The following is a 13080-nucleotide window of genomic DNA, read 5'->3' as shown; positions in this document are numbered from 1 at the left end:
CCTTGCTGTCTCGGACAGTCAGCACGATCTTGCCGGTGGTGCGGCCGGTCTCGCCGAGCGTGTGCGCCTTCGCGGCCTCGGCGAGCGGGAAGGTGGCGTCGACGTGGGCGCGCAGTGCGCCGGTCTCGACGAGGGCGGCGATGGCCTGCATGCCGGCGTGGTCGGCCTCGACCAGCAGCGACTCGTAGCGGATCCCCCGCTCGGCGATCGCCGCCAGTTCGCCGGCGTCGACGGGTACCGGAAGGATCGAGACGAGGGTGCCGCCCGGGCGCAGCACGGCCACGGATCGGGCGCGGGCGGCGGAGTCACGGGAGATCGGGTCGAGGACCACGTCGATGTCGCTGAGCACCTCGGTGAAGTCGACGCTGTGGTAGTCGATGACCTCGTCGGCACCGAGGGATCGCAGGAAGTCGTGTTTGGCGGCGCTGGCGGTTCCGATCACGTACGCGCCGCGGTCCTTGGCGATCTGGACGGCGAGGTGACCGACGCCGCCGGCCGCCGCGTGGATCAGGACTCGCTGCCCGGCCCGGACGCCGGCGGTGTCGACCAGTGCCTGGTAGGCGGTCAGCGCGGCCAGCGGCAGCGCACCCGCCTGGACGTGGTCGATGCCGGCGGGCTTGTGCGTGAAGACGCGGGCCGGCCCGGTCACGTACTCGGCGTGCGAGCCGACTCCGCCCGGGTAGGGCAGCATGCCGAAGACCTCGTCGCCGGGCTTGAACAGCGTGACGCCCACGCCGACGGCCTCGACGACGCCGGAGACGTCCCAGCCGAGCACCAGCGGCATCCGGGCGATGGTCGCGGACTGGGCACGGTTCCCCCAGTCGGTCGGGTTGACCCCGGCCGCGTGGACGGCGACCAGGATCTCGCTTACCCCTGGCGCCGGTTTGGGCAGCAGGGATTCCTGCAGCACGTCGGGGGCGCCGTAGGTGTCCTGGCTGATGGCTCGCATGGTTTCGGTGTCCGTCATGGGCCCAGCCTGGCCGCCGTCACAGGCCCCTACAATGGCGTGATCGCCAATTTTCGACGGGATCCTGCCGTGATCAAGGTGCACCGCGTCGTTGTCCTCGCCTCGCACGGGGTGTACCCGTTCGACCTGGGCATTCCCCACCGCGTCTTCGGCGCCGCGGACGGCCGCTACGAGGTCGTGACCTGCACCATCGACGGTCACCCGGTGCGCACCAACGCGGACTTCTCCATCAGCGTCGATCATGGCCCGGAGGCGTTGCGCACCGCCGACACCGTCATCATCGCGCCGTTCCACACCGGCAACCCCCGCCGTCAGACGTCGGTCGACCTGGCGCAAGTCCTCGCGTACGTGGCCCCCGGCACCCGGATCGTGTCGACCTGCACCGGCGCCTTCGTGCTGGCCGCGGCGGGGCTCCTCGACGGGCACCGGGCCACCACGCACTGGCACGCCACGGGCCTCTTCCGGGAGTGGTACCCGCAGGTGGAACTCGACCCGAACGTCCTGTTCGTCGACGAAGGCGACGTGCTGACCTCGGCCGGTGCCGCTGCCGGCATCGATGTCTGCCTGCACCTTGTCCGCAAGGACCACGGCAGCGAGATCGCCAACCGTGTGGCCCGCACCTGCGTCGTCCCCCCGTGGCGCGACGGAGGCCAGGCGCAGTACATCGAACACCCGGTCCCCGACGCAACGGCGAACGACACGTCCGCCGCCCGGCAGTGGGCGCTGCAGAACCTGCACAAGCCGCTGACGCTGAGCGACCTTGCAGAGCAGTCGAACATGAGCCAGCGCACCTTCGCCCGCCGCTTCAAAGAAGAAGTCGGCTTGAGCCCCGGACGCTGGCTCATCCAGCAACGCGTCGACCGGGCCCGGCAGTTGCTGGAATCCACCGACCTGCCGGTCGACGAGATCGCCGGCCAGGTCGGCTTCGCCGGCGGCACCTCGCTGCGCGAACACCTGCACGCCGCTATCGGCGTCACACCACTGGCCTATCGGCGCACCTTCCGAGGCCCACTGGCAACGAGCCATGCCGCCGCGGCGGATGCTCGGCGGGACGAGCAAGCATGTCGCCCTGGAACATAAAATTATGCACGTCATACCATCGGCTGTGTTGGGGACCGGTATCGGTCGCGGGTATGACAGCAAACGCACCCGCGAGTTGCTCGACGAGATCGGCTTCGACGCCCAGATCGCCTGCAAGGACATGCCCGCCCCGATCCAGATCGGCAAGAGGTGGGTGGTGGAGCGGACCAACTCGTGGATGAACGGCTTCGCAAAATCCGCCGGTGCACCCGACCGTAACGCCCAGGTCATCGACTTCTACGGGTGGGCTCGATGGCACTCGCCAACCCCGACCTGGTCGAGCACATACGCGCGGGCGCACCCCTGAACACCCCCGACCCCGCGACCTTCTGCGGCGGCGGCGCGGCCGGCTACCCCGACTACCCCACCCACACCGCCTGACCGACACCCAGCGCCCGGGGGAGTCGCCTCCCTCGGGCGCTTCGGCGTACACACGGCACCGCCAGGCAGCCGTGAGCAGGCGCTCGCGACGCCGGCCGTGTGCCGGTGATGACGATGAGGTCCCGCCCCACGGCCCGGAATCCGGACTCGCCGCACCGGACGTGGACTCGGCCCACTCCCCATGACGACTCTGCGACGAGGGCCCCTCACAAGATCATCTATCGACCGTAATATTACGCACGTCAGACCATAGATTAGGATGAGAGGCAATGGTCCGGCAAAGATGAGGGAGGAACCCTGTGGCGCGCTACACCAAGGAGCACAAGCAGGTGACGCGGCAGCGGATCATCGAGACCGCCGGCCACCGGTTCAAGCAGGACGGCATCGACGGCTCCGGCATCTCCACGCTGATGTCGGATGCCGGGCTCACCAACGGAGCCTTCTACGCCCACTTCGAGTCCAAGGACGACCTCGTCGCCCACGTCGTCGCCGATCAGCTGCGCGCGCAGGTGGAGCAGTACGGCACGCTGCGGCCCGGCCGCGAGGGACTCGAGGATTTCCTTCGCTGGTATCTGTCGCCCGAACACCGGGACAACCCCGGCGACGGCTGCCCGTCCGCAGCCCTGCTCGACGAGATCGGCCGCTGCGGGGAGGCGACCAAGGGCGCCTACACGGACGGCGCCAAAGCCATCGTGGACGAGCTCGCCGCCCGCCTGAATCCGCAGGATCCGCAGTCCGCCCGCGGTCAGGCCATCGGGCTCTACGCCATGGCGGTGGGGACTTTGCAGCTGTCCCGGGCGCTGTCCGACCGGAAGTTCTCCGACGAGGTCCTCGAGCAGGGAGTCGAGAACGTCCTCGCCTTGGCGCGTTGCCGGCCGGTACCGGCTGGGTGACCACCCGGCAAGGGCCAGGATGCTGGTGCCGTGCACCCGCGTCTCCGTCGTCAGCGTGAAGGGGTGGCCCCGGGGGCACCTGCGATCTCGGATGCGACACCGACGCGGCGCTCCTGCGCCCGTACGCGGATGGCGCTCCGCACATTCGACACGCCGGGGCGGCAGCTCAGGTCCCGGACCTGGTCCTGGCGCCCGGACGGGGCGTCGACCACACCGTTCTCCGCATCGCCGTCCGCGCGACAACCGCCTCGGGACCGTATAGCCGGGAAATGAGCAGGCCGGTTACGTCGAACAGGTGACGAGAGCCGTGACGCCCGCCGGGCGTCACGGCTCTAAGTCAGCGTCCTCGGCCCGAGCACCGATCACCCCGCGCCCCTACGGCCGGCCGAAGAACTCGAGAGCCGTCGGCACGAACTGCTCGTGGTACTGGAAGATGCCGCCGTGGCCGCCGTCGGGGTAGATCACCAGCTCGGCGTTGGGCAGTCGCCGGGCCAGGTCGTGCGAGTTCGGCGTCGGCACCATGCGGTCGTCGTCACCGTTGGCGACGAGTACGGGCTGCTTGATGACGGACAGATCCTGCGGCTGTGCCAGCCCCCAGCGGTGGATGGCCTTGAGCTGGGAGAAGTAGGACTTGAGGCGGATCGCCTTGTCCCGGTCCGCGGTGCGCTCCTTCAGGCGGGCCAGGAACTCCTTGCCGGCCCGGATCCCGTTCGGGGTGCGGGTGAAGAAGAGGAACTGCTTCACGTCCTGAAAGGTGAGCAGCGCCCGGAGGGTGTCGTAGTGCGAGATCCGGGTCACGTTCTTGATGCCCTCGCCTCCGGCCGGGCCGGTGCCCGCGAGGATCAGCCTGCGGATGAGCTGCGGGTCGGTCTGTGCGATCACCTGGGCGATCATGGCGCCCATCGAGAAGCTGAGGACGTCCACCTTCTCGAACCCCAGCGCCCGGATGAAAGTGACGGAGTCCCTGGCCATCTCCTCGATGGTCTTCGGTGTCTCGCCGCTGGACGCGCCCACGCCCCTGAGGTCGAACGTGATCACCCGGTGCTTGGCGGCGATGCCGTCGACGACCCGGGGGTCCCAGTTGTCCAGGACCGCCGCGAGGTGGGTGATGAAGATGACCGGCATGCCGGTCCGGGGGCCGAGGTCGCGGTAGGCGAAGGTCACTCCGTCAGCGGTGACGGTGCGGGTCTGCGCGTTCTTGTACGACGTCACCACGTCGCCGTCGTTGCGTGTTTCGCGTGCGTTCACGGTCGTGCCCTTCGATGTGTGGGTTACCGCCACGGTGCGCCCATTTCTGCTTCCTCGCAGGTGGGCGCAGAGCGGTTCCCGGTCTCCCGGCTGCGACTGCAGTCCGGAGTCGGCGGTCAGAGGAGGCCCGGAAGTGGGAAGCCCCTTGGATCAGGTCCCTGAACAACCCGTCGACTATTGAAGTATGACCGTACTTTCATCAGGGTGCAAGTGGTGGGCCAAACGAGATACGTAACGGTGGAATCACGGGTTCCGCCGAGCGTCGCTGCGCACAGCACAGCGCACCCCCAGGGCAGGAGCGGCTCACGTGCGCCGACGGCCACGAGCTGCTGCTCGTGACCGACAAGTCATGGACGCACGACCCCGGACCGGTGACAGCCGACGATCTCTACAGCAGTCAGGACATCGATGCCGACATGAGGACGACGCCTGGCTGCGCCCCGGATTCCAGGACGAGGGCCGCGTCCACACCATCCACCTACGACAACGCCCGCCTCACCCCCGATCCCGCGCCGCCGGTACAGCGCATCGCCCACCTGTACCCGCAGTGGCCTTGACGTGGCGCTTACGGCGCCCCTCTCCTCGACTTCGGACAGAACATCGTGGACTGGCTCACGCTCCGTGCGCGCGGGAGCGGCCGGGACGGCATCACGGCGCGGCACCCGTGGTCCTTGAGGACAGCGAGCTGTGTGTGCGGCCGCTGCGTTCGGCCCTGGCGACCGACCACTTCACCTCGAGCGGCGGCGACGACACCTTCGTACCAGCCGTGACCATCCACGGCTTCCGCTGTGCCGAGCTCACGGGCCGGCCCAGAGGCTTCCCGGCCGGTGACGCGGTGAGCGCCGTCGTCATCGACGTCCGGTCCGCCCTGTCCTCGAACTGAGGTGGTGTTCACTCGTGCTTCTGCGCAGCACCGTCATGGTGCGCAGATCGGCCGTCTGATCCCCGATCCGGTCGACCCTGCCCGCCAAGGTCGGCGAGGCCGAACTGGCTGAGGCGGTGGCGGTCGCGTCCCAGGCGGACTACGTCGTCGCGGTCGTCGGCGACACCGTCGGTCTGACCGGGGAAGGCCGCTCCACGGTGACGCTGGAGCTCATCGGGAGTCAGATCGCGCTCCTCGACGCCCTCCAGAAGCCCGACCGGCCCCTCGTCGTCGTCCTGATCCAGGGCAATCCCTCGACACTGCCCGCCTCGGCACTCGGCGCGGACGCCATCATCCAGACCTCCAACCCGGGGATGCGGGGCGGTCGGGCGATCGCCGAGTTCCTGCTCAGGCGCATCGAGCCGAGCGGGCGGCTGCCGCTCAGCATTCCCCGCCCTGCCGGACAGCCGCCGGTCTACTGCGGCCAAGTCCGGGGGCATCACAGCCGCTTCGGCAAGGGCCGCAGCTACACGACGGTGCACTACTCGGAACCGACAATCCAGAATCCCGTCATGTCACCGGTACGCACCGAGTGCCCAGACTCGATGGTGATGACAGCCGGCAGTCGTGCCAGTGCCGCCTCACAACTGTGAGGCGGCACTGGCACGATGGTTGACCGGTCGCCGCCCGGGGTTCGGGAGCGGCGGCGCGGTCGGCGTGGTCAGGCGGCGAGGAAGTCGGCCACCTGCTTGGTGAAGGCCCTGGCGTGCTGGAAGAGGAAGGCGTGGCCGGCGTCGCCGTAGAGGAGGAGGGTGGCGTCGGCCAGGTGCTGGACGGCGACGTAGGACGCATGGGCGGGGACCATCACGTCGTGCAGGCCGTTGGCATACAGGACGGGGTGCTTGATGGACTCCAGTTCCGCCTTGACCTCGTCGAAGGGAGCTGCCAGGAGCTGGCCGATCGCGGCGAGCATGCCCTGCGCCGTCGCCTCGGTGACCGCGGAGCCGCCGGCGGCGAGCCGGGTCGCGACGTGGGCGAAGTGCTCGTGACCTGAGGCGCGGGCCGCGTCCGTCTCCGGGTAGAACAGGAACAGCATGTCGTCCTGGTCGGCGTCGGGCTTGGCCATGATGCCCAGGACCTTTTCGCTCGCCTCCGGCGCACCGGGCACCCAGCCCGTCGGGCCGCTGCCCGCCACGATGATCTTCCGCACCAGCTCCGGGCGACGCGTGGCCAGGCGCTGGGCCACGAAACCGCCCAGGGACCAGCCGAGCACGTCGGCCTGCGCGAGGCCGAGGGCCTCGATGAACTCGGCGGCGCCGTCGGCGAATCCATCGAGGGAGTCGCGCGGCTCGCCGGTGGTGTAGCCGACACCGACGTTGTCGAACACGATCACGTCATGGTCGGCGGCCAGGTAATCCAGGAACTCCGGGTCCCACCAGTCGATGGTCGCGCGGAAACGCTGCAGCAGGACCAGCGGGACGCCGCCCTGCGGTCCCATGCGCCGGTAGGTGAAGGTAGCGGAGGGCCCCTCCACGGTGAGGTTCTCGGCTGTGTCGGCCAGATATGTGCTCATGACGTCCTTCTCTTGTTGGCGGGTGCCCGTCAGTTCTGGCGGGTCTGCTCACGCAGCACACGGGGAGACGTGCTGGACCCGTGGGGCCGCTGCCCTTGGCCGGCGCGCGACGAGGCGAGCCGGGGGATCGTGGATCAGGCCGACGATCCGCTCGGATCGCTCGACACCTCCTCGACCCCTGAGGTGGCCCAGACGGCTTCCGGCACGCTCCGATCGCCTCGGAATCCACCGCGCCGAGCCGCCGAACCAATTGCATTATGGCCATAATACTAAGCATGCGCGACCCCCGCTCGCAAGGAGGTCCCCGTGGCGGGCGGAGTCCGCGGCCGACCATGGGACCGCAAGTGGACCGAAGTACAGGCAGTCCAGCGCGGCGGGGACGGAAGGGGTGGCAACCGGGCCCGGCCGTGAAGGTGCGGGAATCCAGGGCTATTAAATTACGTTCACAATACAATACATTGGAGGAGCCGACGGAGGGCGAGTAGCCCTCCCGGCGCGCAGAGGAGTGTGCGGTGCGATACAGGAGAGAGCACAAGCAGGCCACCAGGCAGAGGATCATTGAGACGGCGGGCCGCCGCTTCAAGGAGGACGGCATCGACGGCTCGGGCATCACGGCGCTCATGAAGGACGCCGGGCTGACCAACGGCGCCTTCTACACCCACTTCACGTCCAAGGACGACCTGGTGGCCACCACGATCGCCGACCAGCTGCAGGCCCAGAACGCGACGATCGTCGCGCACGCGGAACCGGGCCGCGCCGGCCTCGAACAGATCGTGCGCTGGTACCTGTCCCCCTGGCACCGTGACAGCCGTGACGTCGGCTGCCCCTCCGCCGCCCTGCTCGACGAGATAGGGCGCTGCACACACCCGACCAAACAGGCCTACACCGAGGGCGTACTGGTGGTCGCCGACGGCATCGCCGCCCGCCTGGCGCCCCATGACCCGCTCTCGGTCCGCCCCATAGCACTCAGCTCCTACGCCATGATGGCCGGCACACTCCAGCTCGCACGAGCCCTCGCCGACCCGCAGCTCGCCGACCAAGTCCTCGAACAGGGCATCCACAACGCCCTCGCCCTCCTAGGCATCGAGCCCGAAGGGGACACCAGGACGGCGAACTGACCGGCGTGCAAGCGGACACTGCGGAGCGGGCGCCGCGCCCTCGACACCGCGCCAACACCTCACCTGCGGCGCGACACCCGTACGGGAAGAGGTACCCCCTCGACACCCGGAGCCTGCACGCAACCTTGTCCACCCCCTACGTACGGACGCGACGTCCCGGGCCTCGCCTGCCGCGTCGGACCCGCGGTGCACGGGTTCAAGGCGGGCGACCAGGTCCACGCCGACCTCGCCCTACAACACCACCCTGCTCGTGGCGGGCACACCAACCCCGAACTCGCTGAGGAGCTCATCGAGGTCTTGACTTCCTCCCCCGCCTAAAGGCGGGGATTCCAGCGGTCGCCCGCTGGGGTTCCTGCTTCACCGACGACCGCCCCGTCCGGGAGGACTCCCGTTGAGGTCTTACACCGTCTCCACAGGCAGACGCCGCCAGCCCGGCGGCCAGGATGTTGCATGCCGCATTGATGTCGCGGTCATGTACCGCGCCACAGGCGCACGTCCACGTACGGAAGTTCAGCGGCGGCTGTGGCACGCTGCGGATTCAGCGTTACGGGCGCGGCCGAACAGCAGCCGATCGGCGGCGAGCGGGCATGGAGTTATTCACGCTGCATCACTCCACGGCGTCAGGCGCTTCGACCGTAAACGTCACAAATTCGATTTCGGCATCAGAGGGCAGGCCGGGATAGTGGCCCTGGAGGCCCTTCTTGAGCTGGTCGATGCTCGTGAAGCCATCGAGCCGAGCCTGTTCGACGGTGAGGCGATCGAGCCGGTGGCGTTCGACGCCGGTGACGGTGCCCTCCAACGTGCGGGGGGCTTCGTCGTCCTCGAAGAGGAAGATTGCCGGACCCGGCGCGATCGGATCTTCATAGCGGATGGTGGAGGTCTTCCGTGCGGTAGCAATGTCTTCGTAGTAGCGCTTGTTGAACCGAACAATTCGACGCGCATCCGCGTCGGGGTAGAAGTAGGTATCCGGCAGAAGCCTCCGGATCGGGCGCAGTGCCGGTCCCTCGTCGGTCGGTACGGCGACGAAGACGTCGGGATGGAGGTCGAGGAGCGCTTGGCGGCAGCGGCCGCATGGCGGGATCAGGCCGCGACCCCGATCTCCCGCGGCAGCGATGGTGACGAGCGGGCCGGCTCCCGCTGCTGCGGCGGCGCCGAGCACGACGAGCTCGGCGCACGGTCCGCCGGTGAAGTGGTAGACGTTGACCGCCTCATGGATCCTGCCGGCCGTGTCCATCGCCGCTGCGGCCACGGTGTGGTTCGGATCGCTTCCGAGGGAAGCTGCGAGCCGTTCCGCGGCCTCGATGACGCGGCGCTCGGAGTCGAAGAGGTTGATGGGGACCATGGCGCCGACCCTAGATCGACCCAGCCGGACTCCTCGACACAATTGTTCTCATGCCCTCAGTGTGGTCGGCGGCTTGACATCCCGCAGTCTGGACATGCCGCATCGGCAGCCCGGCCTCTCGCCACCACATCGGCGGTGCTGGAAGCCGCGGTCACTGCCTCGACGTCCACGTCGCCAATCCCTTCGAACACCAGCGAGTCCCACAACGATACGTCGGCCTGCATGACCAGCGTCATGAGGAACTGGTGGACTCGCTGCTCGACACACATCCACCACGGGGCCGCAGACGAGTGGAACCTCTCAAAGGACCCGCTCAGAGCGTGGTGTGCCATATCCCGCAGGCGAGTCGGGTGCGACCGTCGGGCATGATCCGCACGCGGGCGTCGCGCACCGGCAGTTCGCCGTGCTGGAGCCAGTAAGCGCAGATCTCTCTCGTCCAGCACGTCGCACATCGGCCCTGATCGCCATGTCGATGTCTGGGCCCGTAGTTGAGCGTTCGGTCCTGTGTGGGGACGTCGCCGTCTCCACGGTCCTATGAAATGGTCACGGCATGCTGCAGTTCACACCTGTCGTGCTGGAGGTGCAACCGACGGAGGTCTTGCAGTGCAGCAATGGGAAAGGCGTGCTGAACCCACCTCGCCAGATAGCCGTCCTCGCCGTGGACCTCCAGTACTGACTGAGTGGCCTCCAGGACGACGTGTCCGAGCAGGCCTCGCGGCTGCGTGGAGCCCCAGACGAGTGTGCCTTCCTGGTCGGGCGCATCGAAGCTCGCGGACATGTCAGGGAAGCGGTAGATGGACAGATCAACTTCCGAACCCCTGCCTCGCAGAACCCACCTCACTTCAGCCGGTTCCAGGTCAAAGGAGAAGCGCTGGACAGGTGTAGGGCCGTACAGACCCGCCACCCCGTGAAGCAAGTCGGCAAGAGCATCCGTGCAGTAGCTGACGATGTCCTCCCGCTCCGAAGCGCCGTCCTTGATGCGGCACGTCGCCCAGCCGCTGCCGCTCAGTTCCCAACTGAACCGGAGCCCATTGGTCATCCCGCCCCTCCCGGTGATCGCCTCCGAAGACGGTACAGCGCACAGGCAGGCGGATCCCCTCGCGTCCAACACAACCAACGACGACGGCGCACGACAACGCCCCCGATCGAAGGACCGGGAGCGCCCCGCCCCTGCCCTGCCTCATCCGCCTGGCAGCAGGAATTGGGGAGGGCCGTCTCGGGTGTGTCCGCGTCCGACGGACTGTCAATGGATCCGGTTTCGACCATCTCGTCTTCTGCGTAGAGCCCTGCAGACGCCTGGCCTGATGCCCCGCGGAGCGTCACCACACTCACATAGGTAAACGCTAGTGAGGTAGTGGACAAACTTCATCATTTTAGAAAACTCCGATGTCAAGCGGCTAGCTACTGCCTTGTGCATGCTTAAGTCAGCCTCTACGCTGCGTTCAGTCGACCCCCTCACCGACCGGGTTGATCATTCGAATGGAGCAGGAATGGCCAAGACACGAGCGGGCGGCCCCGGTGGCCTGGTGTGCCCAGTGATCACACCGGTGACGCCGCACAACGGGTTGAACGGCGACGCGCTGTCCCGCCACATCGACGCGCTGGTTGCGCACGTCGACGGCGTCTTCGTACTGGGCTCCTCCGGTGAGCACCCGTGGCTTCCCGCGGATGTCGAGCGCGAGGTGGTCGCGGTCGCAGGGAAGCAGTTGGACGGGCGAGCCGCGCTCTACGTCGGCGCCGGGCAGTCAAGCGTCGATGCGACTCTGCGTACGTTCGATCAGTACGCCGACTCGGCGGCCGACTACCTGGTGGTCACTCCGCCGACCTTCTTCCCGCTCTCCGACGCCGAGACCATCGGCGCGTTCGTGACCCTCGCCGATCATGCACCCCGCCCTGTAGTCCTCTACAACATTCCCCAGTTCGCCGGGAACGGCATCTCCGCCGGAGTCCTGCGTGAGGTCGCGCAGCACCCGAGGATCGTGGGCGTGAAGGACAGCAGCGGGGACCTGTCCTTGGTGGCGGCCTTCCTCAAAGCCCGTCCGTCCGACTTCGCCGTGCTGCAGGGCCGCGACCATCTGATCGCGGCCACCCTCCGGCTCGGCGGGGACGGCGCCGTTGCCGCACTGTCCAACATCGCCGCACCGCTCCTGGCCGAGCTGGTCAACGCCGGGCAGGACACCGCCGGACACCACCGCCTCGACAATCTGCAGGACGAGGTGGACCACCTCGGCGAGCTACTCGCTTACGGCCTCGTGGGCGCGCTCAAGGCGAGCCTCGAACTGCTCGGGTTCCCAGTCGGCGCACCCCAGCGCCCCGCGCGCACGGTGTCCGCCGCCGAGCGGGACCAGATCGCGAAGATCCTCCACACCTTCGACGGACGCCTGCTCACAGCGTTCTGACCCACCCACCAGCGGACCCCACCGAGAGGAATTCCGGATGAGCGCCCACACCGAACTCGACGCCACCATTGATCACGAGGAGGTGGTCATCCGCCGCGGCGAGCGCACCGGCCAGCCCGTCATCGTCGCCGTCCACAACACCAAGCTCGGACCGGCGCTGGGCGGCGTCCGACTGACGAAGTACGACTCCCCCGTCTCCGCGGTCGTCGACGCCCTGCGGCTGAGCCGCGCCATGACGTTCAAGGCCGCCGCCTCGAACAACGGCACCGGCGGCGGGAAGTCGGTCGTCCCGCTGCTGCCCGGCGGCCCGCACCGCGTCGACGGCCAGTTCCGCACCAGCCTGCTGCTCGACGTCGCCGACGTCGTCCACTCGCTGGGTGGCCGCTACATCGTCGCCCCTGATGTGGGCACCGGACCGACCGAGATGCGCACCATGCGCATGCGGACGCCCTACGTCGGCGGCTACACCATCACCCCCGAGGGCATCCCCGCCACCACCCACGGCACCGCCGGCGGCGTGGAGCGGGCCCTCCTGGCCACCGCCCGGTGCCTGTGGGGCACCACCAACCTCGACGGACGCACCGTCGCCGTGATCGGGTTCGGTGCCGTCGGCCGCTCCCTCACGGAGAAGCTCATCAAGCGGGGTGCCGCGGTCTCGACCACCGACATCGACGAATCCCTGCGTGAGCAGGCCGAGGCAGTCGGCGCCACCTGGATCCCCCTCGACACCGCCCATGAAGCCGAGGTCGACATCCTCGCCCCCTGTGCGCTCGGCGGCACCCTCACCCCCGCGCTCGTCCCGCGACTGCGCTGCAAGGCCATCGTGGGCTCCGCCAACAACCAGCTCAGCACCGACTCCGTCGCCGAATCACTGCGCGAGCGCAACATCATCTGGACCCCGGACTTCATCGCCAACGCCGGCGGCATCCTCTACGCCAGCGGCATCGAGCTCCAGCACCTTACCCCCGAGCAGGCCGACCACCGCCTCGACGAGATCGCGGAGACAACCACCCGGGCCCTGGAGCGCAGCCACCGGGACGGCGTCACCACTCTGGCCGCCGCCTACGACCTCGCGCGCGAGCGGCTCGCCGCCGCCGAGCCCAACAGGCCGTAATAGGCGGGTCCCGCTGACGGGACCCCTGCCTGCCGACGCCAACGGGACCGGCTGGTGCTCCCATGCACGACTATGGACGCCACGCCGGTCCCCCGACGCACTG

At 68.5% G+C, this 13080-nt stretch carries 13 protein-coding genes and 3 pseudogenes; 10 read left to right on the top strand and 6 right to left on the bottom strand.

Features of this window, described 5'->3' with window-relative positions:
- Positions 1-13 precede the first annotated feature (13 nt).
- Positions 14-949 (bottom strand): annotated as a pseudogene (locus ACIOHP_RS14670) (NADP-dependent oxidoreductase); the annotation flags it as partial.
- Positions 950-1039: 90 nt separating this feature from the next.
- Here ACIOHP_RS14670 and ACIOHP_RS14665 point away from each other — a divergent pair.
- From ACIOHP_RS14665 to ACIOHP_RS14650, 4 genes and pseudogenes are all read left to right on the top strand, one after another.
- A complete protein-coding gene (locus ACIOHP_RS14665; RefSeq protein WP_401887565.1) occupies positions 1040-2047 on the top strand; it encodes a GlxA family transcriptional regulator in 1008 nt (335 codons plus the stop codon).
- 49 nt (positions 2048-2096) lie between these two features.
- Positions 2097-2213 (top strand): annotated as a pseudogene (locus ACIOHP_RS14660) (IS5/IS1182 family transposase); the annotation flags it as partial.
- Positions 2214-2299: 86 nt separating this feature from the next.
- A complete protein-coding gene (locus ACIOHP_RS14655; RefSeq protein ID WP_401887585.1) occupies positions 2300-2428 on the top strand; it encodes a hypothetical protein in 129 nt (42 codons plus the stop codon).
- Between the two features lie 299 nt (positions 2429-2727).
- Entirely contained in the window at positions 2728-3321 is a 594-nt protein-coding gene (locus tag ACIOHP_RS14650) for a TetR/AcrR family transcriptional regulator (RefSeq protein WP_401887270.1), read from the top strand.
- A gap of 375 nt (positions 3322-3696) precedes the next feature.
- On the opposite strand, the gene ACIOHP_RS14645 is transcribed toward ACIOHP_RS14650, so the two are convergent.
- Positions 3697-4569 (bottom strand): alpha/beta fold hydrolase, encoded by an 873-nt coding sequence (locus tag ACIOHP_RS14645; RefSeq protein WP_401887267.1) that lies wholly within the window; start codon positions 4567-4569, stop codon positions 3697-3699.
- A gap of 227 nt (positions 4570-4796) precedes the next feature.
- Here ACIOHP_RS14645 and ACIOHP_RS14640 point away from each other — a divergent pair, with 227 nt between their 5' ends.
- From ACIOHP_RS14640 to ACIOHP_RS14630, 3 genes are all read left to right on the top strand, one after another.
- Positions 4797-5126 (top strand): alpha-L-rhamnosidase N-terminal domain-containing protein, encoded by a 330-nt coding sequence (locus ACIOHP_RS14640; RefSeq protein ID WP_401887562.1) that lies wholly within the window; start codon positions 4797-4799, stop codon positions 5124-5126.
- 107 nt (positions 5127-5233) lie between these two features.
- On the top strand, positions 5234-5452 hold the full coding sequence (locus ACIOHP_RS14635; RefSeq protein WP_401887264.1) for a family 78 glycoside hydrolase catalytic domain: 219 nt from the start codon (positions 5234-5236) through the stop codon (positions 5450-5452).
- A gap of 116 nt (positions 5453-5568) precedes the next feature.
- Positions 5569-6084 carry a glycoside hydrolase family 3 protein gene (locus ACIOHP_RS14630; RefSeq protein WP_401887262.1) on the top strand — a complete coding sequence of 172 codons (516 nt, stop codon included), beginning with the start codon at positions 5569-5571 and terminating at the stop codon, positions 6082-6084.
- Positions 6085-6152: 68 nt separating this feature from the next.
- Here the strand turns inward: ACIOHP_RS14630 and ACIOHP_RS14625 are convergent, their stop codons facing one another.
- A complete protein-coding gene (locus ACIOHP_RS14625) occupies positions 6153-7004 on the bottom strand; it encodes an alpha/beta fold hydrolase (RefSeq protein WP_401887260.1) in 852 nt (283 codons plus the stop codon).
- A gap of 512 nt (positions 7005-7516) precedes the next feature.
- On the opposite strand from ACIOHP_RS14625, the gene ACIOHP_RS14620 reads away from it, so the two are divergent.
- A complete protein-coding gene (locus ACIOHP_RS14620) occupies positions 7517-8122 on the top strand; it encodes a TetR/AcrR family transcriptional regulator (protein ID WP_401887258.1) in 606 nt (201 codons plus the stop codon).
- Positions 8123-8408: 286 nt separating this feature from the next.
- On the opposite strand, the pseudogene ACIOHP_RS14615 reads toward ACIOHP_RS14620, so the two are convergent.
- The 3 genes and pseudogenes from ACIOHP_RS14615 to ACIOHP_RS14605 form a co-directional block, all read right to left on the bottom strand.
- A pseudogene (locus ACIOHP_RS14615) lies at positions 8409-8639 on the bottom strand (zinc ribbon domain-containing protein); the annotation flags it as partial.
- A 90-nt stretch (positions 8640-8729) separates the two neighbouring features.
- Entirely contained in the window at positions 8730-9464 is a 735-nt protein-coding gene (locus ACIOHP_RS14610) for an ASCH domain-containing protein (RefSeq protein WP_401887255.1), read from the bottom strand.
- A 532-nt stretch (positions 9465-9996) separates the two neighbouring features.
- Positions 9997-10503 carry a hypothetical protein gene (locus tag ACIOHP_RS14605; protein ID WP_401887252.1) on the bottom strand — a complete coding sequence of 169 codons (507 nt, stop codon included), beginning with the start codon at positions 10501-10503 and terminating at the stop codon, positions 9997-9999.
- 451 nt (positions 10504-10954) lie between these two features.
- On the opposite strand from ACIOHP_RS14605, the gene ACIOHP_RS14600 reads away from it, so the two are divergent.
- The gene (locus tag ACIOHP_RS14600) at positions 10955-11863 is read left to right on the top strand and encodes a dihydrodipicolinate synthase family protein (protein WP_401887249.1); all 909 of its coding nucleotides are present in this window, start codon (positions 10955-10957) and stop codon (positions 11861-11863) included.
- Positions 11864-11900: 37 nt separating this feature from the next.
- A complete protein-coding gene (locus ACIOHP_RS14595) occupies positions 11901-12977 on the top strand; it encodes a Glu/Leu/Phe/Val dehydrogenase dimerization domain-containing protein (RefSeq protein ID WP_401887246.1) in 1077 nt (358 codons plus the stop codon).
- The last annotated feature ends 103 nt before the right edge of the window (positions 12978-13080 follow it).

The sequence above is a fragment of the Streptomyces sp. NPDC087859 genome (assembly GCF_044742595.1).
GTDB classification, from domain to species: Bacteria; Actinomycetota; Actinomycetes; order Streptomycetales; family Streptomycetaceae; genus Streptomyces; species Streptomyces canus_F.
This window is presented reverse-complemented; position numbering and strand designations above follow the sequence as displayed.